The 15,237-nt window shown below is 69.1% G+C and carries 14 protein-coding genes and 1 other RNA gene; 4 read left to right on the forward strand and 11 right to left on the reverse strand.

Translation table 11 applies throughout. The annotated features are described in order from the left end of the window. Positions 1-96: 96 nt before the first annotated feature. A complete protein-coding gene (locus tag ACSNOB_RS07835) occupies positions 97-291 on the reverse strand; it encodes a helix-turn-helix transcriptional regulator (RefSeq protein ID WP_244164556.1) in 195 nt (64 codons plus the stop codon). 516 nt (positions 292-807) lie between these two features. On the opposite strand from ACSNOB_RS07835, the gene ACSNOB_RS07840 reads away from it, so the two are divergent. After that, positions 808-1,194, forward strand: a complete 387-nt coding sequence (locus ACSNOB_RS07840; protein WP_436685923.1) for a hypothetical protein — start codon at positions 808-810, stop codon at positions 1,192-1,194. A gap of 167 nt (positions 1,195-1,361) precedes the next feature. Here the strand turns inward: ACSNOB_RS07840 and ACSNOB_RS07845 are convergent, their stop codons facing one another. Together ACSNOB_RS07845 and ACSNOB_RS07850 are read right to left on the reverse strand one after the other, a co-directional pair. After that, positions 1,362-4,232, reverse strand: a complete 2,871-nt coding sequence (locus ACSNOB_RS07845; protein ID WP_436685913.1) for a hypothetical protein — start codon at positions 4,230-4,232, stop codon at positions 1,362-1,364. A gap of 290 nt (positions 4,233-4,522) precedes the next feature. Then, complete coding sequence (locus tag ACSNOB_RS07850) at positions 4,523-4,756, reverse strand: hypothetical protein (RefSeq protein ID WP_436685914.1); 234 nt, start codon at positions 4,754-4,756, stop codon at positions 4,523-4,525. 192 nt (positions 4,757-4,948) lie between these two features. Here ACSNOB_RS07850 and ACSNOB_RS07855 point away from each other — a divergent pair, with 192 nt between their 5' ends. After that, a complete protein-coding gene (locus tag ACSNOB_RS07855) occupies positions 4,949-5,293 on the forward strand; it encodes a hypothetical protein (protein WP_436685915.1) in 345 nt (114 codons plus the stop codon). Positions 5,294-5,452: 159 nt separating this feature from the next. On the opposite strand, the gene rnpB is transcribed toward ACSNOB_RS07855, so the two are convergent. Then, positions 5,453-5,870, reverse strand: an RNA gene (gene rnpB, locus ACSNOB_RS07860) — RNase P RNA component class A. Between the two features lie 293 nt (positions 5,871-6,163). On the opposite strand from rnpB, the gene ACSNOB_RS07865 reads away from it, so the two are divergent. Beyond that, positions 6,164-6,925 (forward strand): sulfite exporter TauE/SafE family protein, encoded by a 762-nt coding sequence (locus ACSNOB_RS07865; RefSeq protein ID WP_436685916.1) that lies wholly within the window; start codon positions 6,164-6,166, stop codon positions 6,923-6,925. 89 nt (positions 6,926-7,014) lie between these two features. Here the strand turns inward: ACSNOB_RS07865 and mctP are convergent, their stop codons facing one another. The 7 genes from mctP to ACSNOB_RS07900 all read right to left on the reverse strand — a co-directional run bounded on the left by mctP (position 7,015) and on the right by ACSNOB_RS07900 (position 14,040). After that, entirely contained in the window at positions 7,015-8,670 is a 1,656-nt protein-coding gene (gene mctP / locus ACSNOB_RS07870; protein WP_436685917.1) for a monocarboxylate uptake permease MctP, read from the reverse strand. Further along, entirely contained in the window at positions 8,670-8,912 is a 243-nt protein-coding gene (locus ACSNOB_RS07875) for a DUF3311 domain-containing protein (protein ID WP_393103188.1), read from the reverse strand. Before ACSNOB_RS07875 ends, mctP begins: the two co-directional genes overlap by 1 nt. Positions 8,913-9,223: 311 nt before the next feature. Next, the gene (locus tag ACSNOB_RS07880; protein ID WP_436685918.1) at positions 9,224-10,447 is read right to left on the reverse strand and encodes a bifunctional RNase H/acid phosphatase; all 1,224 of its coding nucleotides are present in this window, start codon (positions 10,445-10,447) and stop codon (positions 9,224-9,226) included. Positions 10,448-10,450: 3 nt separating this feature from the next. Next, the gene (locus ACSNOB_RS07885; protein WP_436685919.1) at positions 10,451-11,188 is read right to left on the reverse strand and encodes a zinc ribbon domain-containing protein; all 738 of its coding nucleotides are present in this window, start codon (positions 11,186-11,188) and stop codon (positions 10,451-10,453) included. Next, complete coding sequence (locus tag ACSNOB_RS07890) at positions 11,178-12,050, reverse strand: Nif3-like dinuclear metal center hexameric protein (protein ID WP_393103184.1); 873 nt, start codon at positions 12,048-12,050, stop codon at positions 11,178-11,180. The genes ACSNOB_RS07885 and ACSNOB_RS07890 overlap by 11 nt, the downstream gene beginning before the upstream one ends. Positions 12,051-12,221: 171 nt before the next feature. Then, entirely contained in the window at positions 12,222-12,794 is a 573-nt protein-coding gene (locus ACSNOB_RS07895) for a flavoprotein (protein WP_436685920.1), read from the reverse strand. Between the two features lie 16 nt (positions 12,795-12,810). Continuing rightward, positions 12,811-14,040, reverse strand: a complete 1,230-nt coding sequence (locus ACSNOB_RS07900) for a helix-turn-helix domain-containing protein (protein WP_436685921.1) — start codon at positions 14,038-14,040, stop codon at positions 12,811-12,813. Positions 14,041-14,282: 242 nt separating this feature from the next. Between ACSNOB_RS07900 and ACSNOB_RS07905 the strand changes: the two genes are divergently transcribed. Continuing rightward, the gene (locus ACSNOB_RS07905; RefSeq protein WP_393103178.1) at positions 14,283-14,954 is read left to right on the forward strand and encodes a bifunctional DNA primase/polymerase; all 672 of its coding nucleotides are present in this window, start codon (positions 14,283-14,285) and stop codon (positions 14,952-14,954) included. The last annotated feature ends 283 nt before the right edge of the window (positions 14,955-15,237 follow it).

Consider the following 15,237-nt stretch of genomic DNA (forward strand, 5'->3'; position numbering starts at 1 on the left):
ACACCGCACACGAGCGCCCGGGAGATCATCACCGGGGCGTTTCTCGTGTCGTCAGTTCGACCCCGGACCGGGGAAGCTGGTGCAGCCGCCCCGGAGCTAGTCCAGGTCCCCGCGCTTGGCAGCGATCCACGCCTCAACGTCTTCGGCCAGCCAGACGTTGCCCATCTGGAGCGTGGCCACGGGTTCCGGGAAGTCGCGCCGGTTGGTGATCTGGTAGACGCGCTGGCGCGAGACGCCACCGAGCATGGTCCGGATCTCCCCCGAACCCACCAACCGCAGCTTCCTGCCCATGACGCTGACGCTAGGCACACGCCGACTAGGCGTGAGTCAAGTTGGCGGACACCTAGTTAGCGCAGGTACTAGTCGCTTACCCTTAACGCATGAATAGGTTCAAGTGGCTCCAACGCCCCGACCAACCTGTCGACTACGTAGCCGGTGAACCAGCCCCATCCAGGCACGGCCGGGAGCCACAGAAGTGGGTTGGTCGAGCCGCCGTCCCCGCACCAGAGCCGCCTCTGATGACCAAGGCAGGACTCTGGTGCTCCAGGAACGTCGCGACGCGACTCAACCAGAGGTAGGCCATGTCGATCCCACAGCAGCGACCAGAGCCCCCGTTCCTCGTCCTGATGGCCGGCAACGTCATCGACTTCCACAACCGCGCCACCTGCCCGCGATGCACCGACGATGAATGCCCACGCGTGACAGAGGCCCGCGAGACCCTACGCGCCTGGCAAGACAGAAAGAGCCGACGTGAAGGCCGGTGACGCGCCGCACCCCAACCGCCCGACAAACCCTTCACAAGAAGCCATGAGGCAGGGGGCCGAGCTGCCCCCGCCCAAGGCCGGGGATGTCATACACCTCACCCGGGCTGCAAGCGTGCAGTTCATTCAACCGATCATGTTCCGTGTGATCCGCGTGCTCGATTGGGCCACCTACTACCACTGGATATGGCTCGACGGATACCAACTCGATCGTAAGGGTGACGCCGTCTCACGCCGTAGCGTTTTTGTGCAGAAGAATGGGCTGCTGCAAATCGATGCTCCCGGCGGTCCGGCTCGCCGGACTCAACCATCTATCCAAGTCGCAGGATCCGCTACAATTCGCGCCACATCGCGCCCTCATGTTCGGCAGCATCGATCTTCACGCCCTACAGCTGCGCCCGAGGCAGCGCAGATACAGTCCCACCCGCGCTAGCCGGACAGCGCCGGCGGGCTGGCCGCCCCTGCACGCCTGCCATCGAAGCGCCTCCCTAACGCTCCTGACAGTGACTCCCTTAAGGTAGCAGTCAGGCCGAAGAGTGCGTCACCGCTAGCGGCTCGCACACGTGCAGGGTCAACTTGCAAAGTGGTGTGACTAAATGCTCATTCCGCCGCTGCCGAGCTGTTTGCCTTGGCTACCAGCGAAGGTGGAATCCAAACCAGCCTGGATGCCCTTGGAGCGACAACCTCCACCTCGAAGTGGCGGTAAATGTTCACGCCCACATTGGCGCGCAGATCTTCCTCGCTCATGTGACGCTGAGGATCATACTGCTTACGCTTCTTCCATCCAGCTAAGATCTCAGCCGCTTTCACCTCGTCGATCGCTTCAACCTTGCACACCACGTCCGGGCCTTCCGCCTCAGCCATTTCGTAAACCCTCAAGAACGCGGCAAAATCCAGAACGCATATCCGATTCGCCTCGAACTTATGTGCCTCTATGACCGTGAGGCCGAGGAACTCCCCAGCTACCGAGCGCTTGAAACCGTTAGTTCGAAAGCGTCGCCGCCACTCGGGAGCTAGCCCTAAAGCGATTAACAATTTGTGGTCCCGAGGCACGATCATGACTGAAGCTGAATATCCCTCCGCGGATATCTGCTCAATCGCCTGAGACACCCTGTCGCGAACTCTGCCCTTCCCCCTTAGCTTCGGCGACGCCGTTTGAATCTTGGAGATCACTGCATCAAATTCCGCCCGCGCCAGACGGCGCCCATATTCCCGTGCATGATGGTCCAACCCGATCATCTTCGAGGGCGTGACGAACAATAACTTATTCTCGAAGCGCGGGCCGAAGCCAAACCTCCTGTCGGCCCAACTTTCGGTGGGACGACGAGATAAGGCAACACCACCTACTTCCAAAAACTCCGGCAACACACGCGCCGTAGTCCAGCCCTCCAACACCTTCGCCTTGAACTCCTCGACTTTCGCTAGGTCGAGCGGTTGGTCGATAAGCTCCGCACGCTCTATCGCCGCTTGGGCGACGAGCGACTGATCTAGCGCCGCACTAAGGCGAATTACCAGGTCTCCTGACTTCTGCCGGTCAATCCCTGCTGCCGCCAGGAGTTCTCCGTCTTCAGCAAGAACCGTCATGGCACTCTTTAAGCGCTGGGCGCGCTGCTCAAAAAGCCACGGAGCCGGCGGGATAATAGTCGCTCTCGGAGAAATAAACAGCACCAACGCGACCGCAAGAAACAGCGGTCCCTCTCTATCAATAGCGTGAACCTCATTGGAGGGTAGCGACGACATGACCCAGTCATCCAACCGACCACGCCGCTGCTGTAGGGCAGCATCCACGATCCGGACCAGGTCTTCGAGCTCCGTAAAGGTTCGGGCAACTCGGAGAAGTGACTTTAGTGTCCCTTCATCCAGCGCCTTCTTGGTAACGTTATGTAACGCCCAACCCAGCAGCGAGAGCCGAAGCATGGACCGGAGATCCATTAGTTGGCGCTGAATTACATGAAGCTCAAGGCTATCCCGAGCCTCATCCTCAGCAATTGACGCTTTTTCGGCGAATAGCCGATCCTCCAACGCCTGCTTGGAGAGATACTCGTCCGGCTCAATCTCCCAAAAATCGAGCAGCCGACAGAATTCCTTGTCGAATCCATCGAAGAGCGCACCGTCGCGGTTATCTAGTGCGATCTTCAAGCACTCAGCGATAGCTTCGAAGAGCACAGACACGCACTCCGCAGCCTGTCGCCTTTCCGGAACGCTGCGACGGTTATCCTCCAGCCTTGGGACTGCGTGATATCTGCACAGTTCCACTTGCATACGAACTAGACGATCATTCGTAACCTCGAAGAACGACGAGGCGGCCCCGCCTGTGGGGCGCAGTTGAGATCTCGCAAGGCCGGTTATTCCCCCCAGGATGTCCGGCGCGTCAAGCTCGATCGCCTCGCTCCCCACGCGGTAAATAATTCCTATTAGTGCATTCGCCTGCTCACGAAGCCCGCGCTCGATGGCGGTATCGAGCAATGACCAAAGGTCAGAGCGCAATTCGTCTAGCGGGGTCAGGCGAAATAGCTTTCCTTGGTTGATGAAACCGCCCGCAAGCCGCTGCCCATATGCAGCCCAAGCACGTGGCCACGCTAGCCAGAGTTCCGTATATGAGTCCACGACGGCTGCGATGGCCGAGGACGACTCCGAGCGTAAGGATTCGAAGCCTTCCTCCTTAACTTGCGAGAGCAGCTTGCCCATTCGGTCCACTCTCCCACCTCGGGAGAGTATGAAGATTGGCTGGAATTGCACACTCTCTGCAGATCCCTCAGACACCAGCAAGGGCGTGCCCTGCCCTACTACATCACCGATCGCAGCGCGAATTGTAAGTGTTGATCTGCTTTGCTTCGCAATCGTGATTAGCCGACGTACATTAATGTCATATAACGTCGCTGTGGAGGCTGCCTCTTGGCACACCCTTCCGCCCTCACGCGGAAGCACGTTTCGTATCTCCATTTTTAGATCCTTGACCCGCTCGCGGAGTTCGTTGAGTGCCACACGCTCGATGGCTTCCTCACGAACTAGCTGAGCGACTGTCAAATGAACGTCCGCTAGGCGCTGACTGCGCAGCCAATTTGCATCAATAAGACGCATCGCGTTATATACAAAAAATGGCAGCGCAACTATTCCGAGCGCACTCACTGTAGCCGCAAAGTGAGCTGCCGCCAGCGGCGGAATTTCCTTCGGCCAGAATAGGCTGACAGGAATAGCGGAAAGGCCCGCCCCTCCAAGCATTAGATACTGCGCCAAGCCAGATCGGCCCGCATACTCCCAAATTGGAACCCCCGGCCGTGAACGCGTCAACCCTTCGAAAGCAAACAGGACAACAGCCGTCACAAGGGCCAAGATTGAGCCCTCCACCTGCCAGAGAAGGCCCAGGAATTCGCGTGAACTCTCAGCTTGTTTGCGGGTTCTTAGGCCGAGTTCGCGTTGCGCCTTTGTGATCTTGCGAGCAGCTACGCGCCTTAAGGATTGCTGCGGCATGAAGGCGCTCCAAGCACGGGCTTTCCAAGGCCGGACCGGAACGACTACCCGTACTTCTCTCACGGCACCCCCGATACTATGAAAGCGGTAGATTACCTAAAGATCTGCGTCCGATGATGTTCCGCTTTGATCACTCCGCGCGGCCGCCGGGCCGCGCACACGAGCGAGGCTGCCACACACCCTTGATTGAGCTGCCGAATTGTGCTCTTAGAGGATCAAGGCACCGCGCTCCGCGCGGTGCGGGGCGGCAACCCCGGCCGGTGGCTTACCGCCCCACGCCGACACGCAGATCAGTCCAGGGCGAGTTCGTCCGGGAGGCGCTCACGAAGCGCGGCGACTGCATGGCGAAGGCAGTAGTCAAGGGTGTTGCCGTCGCACCTGATCGCCGCACCATCGAGGCGCTGGCCCGAGATCACCACTGTCCAGGGCTTGTGCTCCCGCTCGCCGTCAATCTTGACGAGTCCGACCAAACCCAGATCCCCCAGGTGCGCCAGCAGCTCTGGCACGCGCTCGTCCCAACCCATCCACGGATTGGACCACAGAGGCCGCTACGGAAGCCGTCGCCCCGACCTCCGTCGAGGTAGGGGCTTCCGGCTGCCGCGCCAGTCCAAACCCAGGACTGGCTTGCCACCGGATCACCGCGCCGCGGCACCAGTTCCCCACCGTCGACGAGGACCAGGCGCGGGCCGCAGACGTTCCCGCCTACCCTGACGCGCATGAGCGACAGCGTCGAGGCGAGTGCGTCTACGAGCACCGCCAGTTGGGTCCTCACCGCGAACATCCGCCCATTGGTCGAGTCTCTGGCAGCCCTCGTCGAGTACGAGGCCGACGACTGGGACTGGGACGCCATCGGGGCCGGGCTGAGCGATACCGACGCCGAAGACCGGCAAGGGTGGTACGACTACCCACTTATCGGGACCACCACGCTCCGTCTAGAGCTGGCGAACGACCCCGGCTCCATCGTCACGACGGTTCGGGTACATCACCCGCCCGACCAGCTAATGACCGCCCGCATCGAGACCATCATGTCGATGCTCTCTCGCTATCGGGTCATCGCTTAGCGACACCAGGCCACCGCACCGCAAGATCAGGCCGTCTCCAGGCCGTCCCAGGCCGTGGCCAGGCCGTCAGACGCCACCCAGCAATGACCAAAGTCAACCAACGACACCAGATAGAAGACCAGCTCAGAGCCTTGATCACGGCTCTGAGCTGGTGGGCGACGGACGAGTCGACCTGTACGCCGGATTCTGTGACCGGCGCGCGCCCCGAGGGGCTCGCGCCGGCGGCGGCCATCCATCTAGGCCTACCGTCGCCGGCAGGCTCAAGCGGCCTACCCGCAGACATCGGGCGGGCCACCCTCGAGCGTCTGCGCGGATCGTCGTCCCTGCCGGGTGACGACCCATTCTTGGCCTTGCTCCGGGTGGGGTTTACCGAGCCACCCCGGTCACCCGGGGTGCTGGTGGGCTCTTACCCCACCGTTTCACCCTTACCGTCCCCGATGGGGCCGGCGGTCTGTTTTCTGTGGCACTGTCCCGCGGGTCACCCCGGGTTGCCGTTAGCAACCACCCTGCCCTGTGGAGTCCGGACGTTCCTCGGCGGCGGGCCGGAGCCCGCCGACGCGACCGCCCGGTCGACTCGTCCGTCGCGCACTCATCCTAACGACGCCACCGCCGCGGCTATTGCCGCCCCGGGCCGGCCGCAGCCCGACCGCACCCGCCGATCGCACTCTTTCAGGGAAAAAGTGGCCTCCCGGTGCCGGATGGGCGCTATTTCCCCGAAAGAGCGCCGTGCACCGGCCGGGACGCAGCATCGCCGGGCCGGGGCGGGGCGGGGCGGCGATACGCTCCGGGCCGTGCCCGCCGCAGGGGGCGGGGTCGCGCAGGTCACCGTGCCGGGCAGGTGGGTGGGGCGCGTACTAGCCTCTGGGGACCATGGACCTCTCCGACGCCGCGCTGCTGCTCACCGCCGGTCTCGCCGCGGGCACGGTCAACGCGGCGGCCGGCGGAGGCTCGCTCATCACCTTCCCGGCGATGATCGCGGTGAGCCTGGCGCCCGTGCCGGCCAACGTGAGCAATTCGGTGGCGGTCTTTCCCGGGTACGTGGCGAGCGTGGCGGGCAGTCGAGGGGACCTGCCGCGCGGGCGGGCGCTGGCCACGCTGGTGCCGACGACGGTCGTCGGCACGGTCGCCGGCGCCCTGCTGCTGCTGGTCACCCCGGCCCGGGCGTTCGAGTTGGTCGTACCCTTCCTGGTCCTCGCGGCGACGGCGGTGCTCGCCTTCCAGGATCCGCTGCGCCGCCTGGTCGGGCACCCCCGCGACCTGTCGCCGCGCCGCCGTACGGTCAGCGTGCAGGCCATGGTCGCGGTCGGCGCGGTGTACGGCGGCTACTTCGGCGCGGCGCTCGGGGTGATGCTGGTCGCCGGCCTGGCCCTGGTGCTGGACGCGACGCTGGCCCGGGTGAGCGCGATCAAGAACCTGCTCTCCGCCGTGGTCGGGTTGACCACGCTCGTGGTGTTCGCGCTGTTCGGCCCGGTGAACTGGGCGGCGGTCGCGCTGGTCGCCCCGGCGACGCTGGTCGGCGGGTACGCCGGCGCCCGGCTGGTCCGCCGGCTGCCGCCGGTGGTGCTCAAGGCCCTGATCGTGGTCTTCGGCACGGTGATCGGCCTGTACCTGCTCTCGCGCGCCCTGCGCTGACCCCGCGAGGGGTGCCCGCACGACCGGGCCGCAGCCCGGCACGCCGCCGCACGGGACGGGCCCCCGCGCGAGCGCGGGGGCCCGTCCGCTCAGGCGACCGGTTCCGGGGCGGCGTCGGCGTCCCGGCGCTGGCCGGGCACGACCCGCGGGTCGCCCTCGTCGGCGAAGTAGTCGTCCGGCGTGGTGCCGTCGACGCCGTCGCGCACCTTGGCCGCCCGCAGCACCACCGTCAGCAGGGCCGCCACCAGCAGGTTGGCCAGCACCGCCACGATCCCGACGTAGATCGTCTTCGGGGTGTCGAAGCCGAAGTCCGACAGCGGGAACGCCGAGCCGCCGAAGTGCTTGCGCCCGGTGGCCGCGTTGGGGATCTGGTAGAGCATCCACATGCCCAGCCCCATGCCGGCGACCCAGCCCGCCACGAGCGCGCCCCGGTGGAACCAGCGGGTGTAGAGGCCCAGCGCCACCGCCGGCAGCGTCTGGAGGATGATCACGCCGCCGATGAGCTGGAGGTCGATGGAGAACTGCGGGTCGAGGAAGACGATGCAGGCCACCGCGCCGACCTTCACCACCAGGGAGGTGATCTTCGAGACGTTCGCCTCCTGGGCCGGGGAGGCGTCCCGCTTCAGGTACTCCTTGTAGATGTTGCGGGTGAACAGGTTCGCCGCCGCGATGGACATGATGGCCGCCGGCACCAGCGCGCCGATTCCGATGGCCGCGTACGCGACGCCCGCGAACCAGTCGGGGAACTGCTGGTCGAACAGGACCGGCACCACGGTGTTGCTGTCCACGCTGCCTTCCTTCGCCCCGGGCAGCGGCTTCACCCCGGCCGCGATGGCCATGAAGCCCAACAGCGCGATCAGCCCGAGCAGCAGGCTGTACGCGGGCAGCGCCGACATGTTCCGCTTGATCACGTCCCGGTTCCGGCTGGCCAGCACGCCGGTGATGCTGTGCGGGTAGAGGAACAGCGCCAGCGCCGAGCCGAACGCCAGCGTGACGTACTGGAGCTGGTTGTTGGCGGTGAGCAGCACCCCGTCGTTCGGGTTCGGCGACGCGTCGAACTTCGCGTCGGCGGCGTCGAAGATCTCGCCCCAGCCGCCGAGCTTGTACGGCAGCCAGATGACCGCCACCAGGATCACGATGTAGATCAGCGTGTCCTTGACGAACGCGATCAGCGCCGGGGCGCGCAGCCCGGACTGGTACGTGTACGCGGCCAGGATCGCGAACGCGACGATGATCGGCAGGTGCCGGGCCAGGGCGCTCTCGCCGGTGACCCCCATGGTCTTGAGCACCGCCTCGATGCCGACGAGTTGCAGCGCGATGTAGGGCATCGTGGCGGCGATGCCGGTGATCGCCACGAGCAGCGCCAGCACGGGCGAGTCGAACCGGCTGCGGACGAAGTCCGCCGGGGTGACGAAGCCGTGCCGGTGCGAGACCGACCAGAGCCGGCACAGCACCAGGAACACCAGCGGGTAGATCACGATGGTGTACGGCACGGCGAAGAACCCGGCCGCGCCGGCCCCGAACATCAGCGCCGGCACCGCCACGAAGGTGTACGCCGTGTAGAGGTCACCGCCGACCAGGAACCAGGTGATCCAGCCGCCGAAGTTGCGTCCGCCCAGCCCCCACTCGTCGAGGTGGGCCATGTCCTTCGGGGCGCGCCACCGGGCCGCCACGAAGCCCATCCCGCTGACCAGCAGGAAGAGCAGCGAAAAGATGATGATCTCGGTGAGGTGGTCGCGCCACATCAGCGCCCACCCCGCTTCTTCGTCATCTGGTACACCAGCGTCGTGGTGGCCACGCCGAGCAGGATGTAGGCGAGTTGGAGCCAGTAGAAGCGCGGGAAGCCGAGGACCCGGGGCGAGTCGCCGTTGAAGAACGCCGGGATCAGCGGCACCACGATCGGGATGAAGAGCAACCAGTTCCAGGGGCTGTGGTCCTTCGCCCTGGTGGGCGCCGCTGTGGGCGCCTCCGGTTCGGGTGCGGCCATGTGACACACCTCCGGTGGTCGTAGATCGACACGATGACGGCCGGAGGCTACGACCATGTGAGCGCCGTCACGTTCGACCGGGGGACGCCGGTGCGCCGAACGGGCGGCGGCGTGCGCCGAACGGCTACCACCGCCGGCCCGCGGTCAGCCGGCCGACGGTGCGGGCGGCCGGAGGCCAGGCGGGCGGACGAGAAACCAGCCAGGGCGGGAGAGAGCGGCCGGGCGGCGGAAGGCGGCGGAGGCCGGCCAGGCGAGCGGAGCCGGCTCAGCGCGGAAGGCGGTCGGAGGCCAGCCAGGCGCGCGGAGCCGGCTCAGACTCCGGCGAGGTGCGCGGTGTCGTTGACCGTGCGGACGGCGACGCCGCCGTCGGGCCACATGTCCAGCACCGAGATGCCGGCCGCGTCCAGGAAGAGCCGGTGCAGGAACCCGTCGCCGGCCGCGAGCGCGTCGCGCAGCACCAGCTTGATCGGCGAGACGTGCGAGACCACCACCACGGTCTCCCCGGGGTACGCCCGGCACAGTCCGTCGACCGCGCGGCGGCAGCGCTCGGCGACCTCGACAAACGACTCGCCCTCCGGCGGGGCCACCCGCGTGGAGGCGAGCCAGGCGTCCATCTCCCCCGGCCATCCCTCGCGGACCTCGGCGAAGGTACGCCCCTCCCAGGCCCCGAAGTCGCACTCGACGAGGTCGTCCTCGCGGCGCACCGGCACCCCGCCGAGCGCCCCGGCGATCGCCTCCGCGGTCGCCGTACACCGGGACAGGGGCGAGCTGACCACGGCCGCGACGGACGGGGCCAGCCCGGCCACCCGGGCGGCCGTGGCCCGGGCCTGGGCCCGGCCCCGCTCGGACAGCGGCACGTCGCCGCGGCCGGAGTAGCGGCGCTGTTCGGTGTACGCGGTCTCGCCGTGCCGGACCAGGATCAGCCGGGTGGCGGTGAAGCTCGGCCGCGGCTCCCAGGAGGCGGGCGCGGTCGCCGGGTCGGTGCCGGTGGTCGTCGCCGACGCGGCGCGGGCGGCCACCTCGCGGGCCCTCGCCCGGGCCGCCGAGTCGGGGCCGGCCACCTCGCGCGGGGGCTCCACGACGCGCGGCGGCTCGACGGCGGCCGGGGCCGGGGCGCGGCCCGCGGCGGCGGCGTCCATGGCGGCGTTGGCGAGGGCGTCGGCGTGCCGGTTGCGCTCGCGGGGGATCCAGCTGAACCGGACCGCGGCGAAACGGTTCACCAGGCCGGCGGCCTGCGCGGCGAGCGGGCGCAGCCCGGGGTGCTTGATCTGCCAGCGGCCGCACATCTGCTCGACCACCAGCTTCGAGTCCATCCTGGCCTCGACCTCGGTGGCGCCCAGTTCGGCGGCCGCCTCCAGCCCGGCGATCAGCCCCCGGTACTCGGCGACGTTGTTGGTGGCGACGCCGATCGACTCGCTCCGCTCGGCCAGCACCTCACCGGTGTCGGAGTCGCGGACCACCGCGCCGTAGCCGGCCGGGCCGGGGTTGCCCCGGGACCCGCCGTCGGCCTCGACGACGACCACGCGCGGCGCCACGGGCTACAGGCCGGACTCGTTGGTGCGGACCATGATCCGCCGGCACTCCTCGCAGCGCACGACGTCGTCCGGCGCCGCCTTGCGGATCCGGGCCAGGTCGGCGCCGGAGAGGTCCAGCCGGCAACCGCCGCACCGGCCGGCGGTGAGCAGCGCCGCGCCGAGCCCCGAGTCCTCGCGGATCTTGTCGTACAGCTGGACCAGGTCGGCCGGGAGGTCGGCCGCGAGCGGCTGGCGGGCGCCGCGCTTGAACTCCTCCTCCTTGGCGATCTCGGCCAGGGCGTCGTCGCGGCGCCGCTCGGCGGCGTCCCGCTTCTCCCGGGCCTCGGCGATCCGCTTCTCGATGCCGTCCAGCACGCCCTGCGCGGTCTCCCGCTGCTCCATCAGCTCCAGCTCGGCGTCCTCCAGGTCGCCCTGGCGGCGGTTGAGCGAGACCAGCTCGTGCTGGAGGGCCTCCAGCTCCCGGGCCGGGCCGGTGCCGGCGGCCAGCCGGTCCTCGTCCTTGGACTTACGGGCCCGCACCTGGTCGATGTCCTTCTCCAGCCGGGCGATGTCCCGATCGAGGTCGTCGACCGCCACCTGGGCACGGACCCGCTCGTCCTCCAGCGCGGAGAGCTCCCGGGCCAACGCCTCCAGCTCGGCCCGCTCGGGCAGCACGCGACGGCGGTGGGCGAGCTGGGCGAGGGCGGTGTCGATCGCCTGGAGGTCGAGCAGGCGGCGCTGGACCTGCGGGTCAGCCTTCACGTCGGGGCTCCTTCTCGTCCACCGCGGGTGGGGCGGCGTGTACGGTCCACGGGTCGGTGTCCAGGTCGGACACCAGCGTCTCGACGCCCGTCGCCTCCCGCAGGATGGCGGCCAGGTCGTCCAGCCACGGTCGTTCGGTCGCCCAGTGGGCGGCGTCGAGCAGGGCCGGGCCGTCGGCGGCGAGGTGCTCGCCGGCCGGATGGTGCCGCAGGTCGGCGGTGAGGAACGCGTCCACCCCGGCAGCGGTCGCGTCGGCGAGGAAGCCGTCCCCCGCGCCGCCGCTGACCGCGAGGGTACGAACCATACGCCCGGGTTCCCCCGCGGCGCGAACTCCCCAGGCCGTGGCGGGGAGCACGGCGGCGGCGTGCCGGGTCAGCTCCGCCAGGGTCATCGGCTCCGGCAGCTCGCCGATCCGGCCGATTCCCCGGCCGGCGCCGTGGGCCGGCGAGCCGGGCGCGGGTCGGTGCAGCGGGCGCAGCCCGGTCAGCCCGAACCGGGCGGCGAGCGCGTCGGAGACCCCCGGGTCGGCCACGTCGGCGTTGGTGTGCGCGACGTACAGCGCCACGTCGGCCTTGATCAGCCGGTGGACGATCCGCCCCTTGTACGTCGTCGGGGCGACCGACGACACGCCGCGCAGCAGCAGCGGATGGTGGGCGACGATCATGTCGACTCCGGCGTCGAGCGCCTCGGCGACGGTTTCGGGCACCACGTCGACCACGCAGAGGACCCGGCGCACCGGGGCACACGGCTCCCCGAGCACCAGCCCGACCCGGTCCCACTCCTCGGCCCAGGCCGGCGGGTAGCGCCGCTCCAGCTCGGCGACCACCTCGGAGACGGTCGGCGGGTCTGCGTTGGTGCTCACGGCGGGCCAGCTTACCGGCGCGGGCCGTGGCCGGGGGCGTCGCCCACCCGACGTCACGGCGTGTCCGCGACACCTCGGGGGCGCGCCGCCGGCCACCCCACCGCCGTCACCGGCGGGGAGGAAGGGCCCCTCGCCAACGCGCCGCGTCGGCCAGGGGCCCCACCCTGCATCTCAGGCGACGGGGCAGAGGCGGTCCCGGACGGCGGCCAGACCCACGGCCCAGGGAAAGGCGTGCAGGTGGCGCTCGCCGGTGCCGGGCGGGTGCAGCGGGACGACGTGGTCGCCGAAGAGCACCGTCACCCCCCATTCGGCGAGCCGGGCGAGGCCGGCCCGGAAGGCCGGGTGGCCCGCCATCGCCGCGTTGGTGAACGGCACCGCCACCAGCGGCACCCCCAATCCCTGCGCCTCCACCAGCAGGCCGAGGGCCAGTGTGTCGGTGATCCCGGCCGCCCACTTGTTGACCGTGTTGACCGTCGCCGGACAGACGATCATGGCGTCCGCCGGCGGCAGCACGTCGAGGTCACCCGGATTCTTGTAGTGAATGCGGACCGGGTGCCCGGTCTGCCGGGCCAGCTCGGCCCGGTCGACGAACTTGGCGCCGTCCGGCGTGGTGACCACGCAGACGTCCCAGCCGTCCTGCTGGGCCAGCTCGACGAGCCGGCCGACGTGGCGGGCCAGCGGCGAACCGCAGGCGATGACGTAGAGCACCTCGCGGCGCTCGCTGCTCGGGCGCTGGCCGCTCATCAGGCCGGCTCCGCGCTCATACCCCTACTCCCATGTGCTCAGCCAACTCCGCAATCGGAGAAGGCGGCGCACCACGTGTGCGACGCAGGATGTCCGACATCACCTCGTGGGCGATCGGCCGGCAGCGGATCTCGGACGGGGCGAGGCGGTCGCCGCGCAGGAGCATCTCGCCGGCGTTGGCCACGTCACCGACCTGGGCGAAGCCGCGGGCGATGTCGAGCAGGTGGTGGGCCCGGCGCTCGGGCAGCAGCGCGTTGAACGCCGGCTCCTGGATCCGCTGCTGGTGGACCTCCACCGCGCGCCCTCCGTCGCCCAGCTCGACCGCGGCGGCCGCCCGGTGCAGTTCCAGGTTGGTCGGCCCGAACGAGGTCCAGTAGTGGTTGTGGTCGCCGCCGAGGAGGGTCGCCGCCTCCTGCGCGCCGTTGATCAGGTCGTCGACCGTGGCCGAGTCGCCGATCCGCGCGGCGGCCATCGCCCCCTGGAGCAGCAGCATCCCGTAGACCGAGAGGCGGGCCGGGGACGCCTCGTTGCCGCCGCCGGGAGCGAGCCGGTTGGCGATGGTGACGTTGAGTTCGAGGGCGGGGCGGGGCCGGCCCATCGCGACCAGCGCGTTGCAGACCCGGGTGGTGGCGATGCCGGCCAGGAGCTGGTCGTCGGCGCGCTGCGCGACCGCCATCGAGCGGTCGGCGGCCAGCCAGGCCAGGTCACACTCGCCCAGCTTGCGCAGCACCGACGAGGCGATCTGGTAGACCTGCCCCAGCAGGTGGGCCGCCTCCCGGGCCTCGTCGCCGCGGTAGCCGGCGTCGGCGGCCTGGGCGTCGCGCAGCAGCTTCGGCAGCGCCCGGGTGAGCATCCCGTAGCGGCCGTACTGGTAGGTGAGCCAGGCGTGGTTGACGGCCTTGCGCATGTCGGCCAGCGGGGGCGGGTACGGCGCGGCGTCGAAGTACGCGCTCATCGAGTCGTACCGCTCCAGGGCCGCCCGGATCTCCTGCACCTCGACCTGGTCGATGCAGTTCAACGCGTCCGTACGCCGTTCCGGGTCCTTGCCGAGCAGCAGTTGCACGTCGACCTGGAGGATGTCGGCGATCTCGTAGAGGACGGAGAACTTGTCCAGGCGCCGCACCCCGCGCTCGACCTTGTCCACCCAGCTCTTCGACTTGCCCAGCCGGTCGGCGAAGACCTGCTGCGACATCTTGCGCCGCCCCCGCCAGTAGGCCACCCGCCGCCCTATGGGTAACTCGTCCATCTTCCGTCCCTCCCCTGCCCGACCCGACCCGGCCCGCCGGCTGACGCTCGCGGTCGCGATCGCGCGCACGCCTCAGATTTTCGCTGGTCGCACAGCATGTACGTCAGCCGTACAGCCAGTTCTCGTAGTTTCCGTGCAAGTTGCATCAGCCGTTCGTCAGCTCAACGATCGCGGGTTACGGCAGTGACGGTGCTCGACATGCGACCTGGATGCCGACCGGGTCCGGCGAAGGGAGATGGCACATGTGGGGGAACGTCGGACCGCGCGTCGTGCAACTGTCGCCCCTGGAACGGGTGCGGCTGCGCCGGGTGGCCGTGCGCTACGCGCTGCACGGCTGGGACGTCACCCCGGGGGCCTGCCTCGCCCGCAGCCGCTTCGTCTGCGGCCGCGCCGGCTGCCCGACGGTCGGCTGCCATCCCGCACTGGAGAACTGGGAGCACGCGGCGAGCGCCGACCCGGCCCGGGTGGCGACCTGGTGGCGCACCCGCCCGCACGGCGTGCTGCTGCCCACCGGCCGGGCGTTCGACGTGCTGGAGGTCCCCACGCACCTCGGTCGGCACGTCCTGGACGCGGTGCAGACCCACCCCGCGGGCGTCGGCGTACGCGGGCCGGTGCTGGTGACTCCGACCGGCCGCTGGATGTTCCTGGTCCGTCCCGGAGATCCGCTCCGCCCCGAGCTGGACCACTGCTTCCACGTCGTACGGCACGGCCCCGGCTCGTGGATCCCGGCCCCGCCGACCCGGCTGCCGGAGGGCACCGTCCGCTGGGCGGTCGCGCCCGAGCAGGCCCGTTGGCAACTGCCGGACTCCTATCTGGTGCAGAACACCCTGATCGACGCCCTGCGGGCCACCGGCGTCACGCTGACCTCCGACCTCCTCCCCGGGCACCTGCCGCTCCCCCGCCGGGGCATGTGAACCGACGACGCCGCGACGCCGGAGGGCCGGTGCCCGCCGTGCGAGGCGGCGACGCGGCGACGCGGCGACGCGGCGAGGCGGCGAGGCGGCGACGCGGCGAGGCGGCGAGGCGGCGACGCGGCGAGGCGGCGAGGCGGCGAGGCGGCGACGCGGCGACGCGGCGACGCGACGCTCAGGGGGCGGCGCTCGTTGAGCACGGCGACGGCGCGTCCGCGCCGGGAGCGGGGGTTACATGTCCACCGACGACACCACGCGTCAGCCGGGCGGGGCCGAGCCGCCGCCC

This window comes from Micromonospora sp. URMC 106 (assembly GCF_051386395.1).
Classification (GTDB): domain Bacteria; phylum Actinomycetota; class Actinomycetes; order Mycobacteriales; family Micromonosporaceae; genus Micromonospora.

Coding starts and splice junctions, on each gene's coding strand:
- ACSNOB_RS07905 (WP_393103178.1), top strand. CDS start 14,283: ATGTGGGGGAACGTCGGACCGCGCGTCGTGCAACTGTCGCCCCTGGAA.
- ACSNOB_RS07835 (WP_244164556.1), bottom strand. CDS start 291: ATGGGCAGGAAGCTGCGGTTGGTGGGTTCGGGGGAGATCCGGACCATG.
- ACSNOB_RS07850 (WP_436685914.1), bottom strand. CDS start 4,756: ATGGGTTGGGACGAGCGCGTGCCAGAGCTGCTGGCGCACCTGGGGGAT.
- ACSNOB_RS07895 (WP_436685920.1), bottom strand. CDS start 12,794: ATGAGCGGCCAGCGCCCGAGCAGCGAGCGCCGCGAGGTGCTCTACGTC.
- ACSNOB_RS07865 (WP_436685916.1), top strand. CDS start 6,164: ATGGACCTCTCCGACGCCGCGCTGCTGCTCACCGCCGGTCTCGCCGCG.
- ACSNOB_RS07900 (WP_436685921.1), bottom strand. CDS start 14,040: ATGGACGAGTTACCCATAGGGCGGCGGGTGGCCTACTGGCGGGGGCGG.
- mctP (WP_436685917.1), bottom strand. CDS start 8,670: ATGTGGCGCGACCACCTCACCGAGATCATCATCTTTTCGCTGCTCTTC.
- ACSNOB_RS07875 (WP_393103188.1), bottom strand. CDS start 8,912: ATGGCCGCACCCGAACCGGAGGCGCCCACAGCGGCGCCCACCAGGGCG.
- ACSNOB_RS07840 (WP_436685923.1), top strand. CDS start 808: ATGAGGCAGGGGGCCGAGCTGCCCCCGCCCAAGGCCGGGGATGTCATA.
- ACSNOB_RS07845 (WP_436685913.1), bottom strand. CDS start 4,232: ATGCCGCAGCAATCCTTAAGGCGCGTAGCTGCTCGCAAGATCACAAAG.
- ACSNOB_RS07855 (WP_436685915.1), top strand. CDS start 4,949: ATGAGCGACAGCGTCGAGGCGAGTGCGTCTACGAGCACCGCCAGTTGG.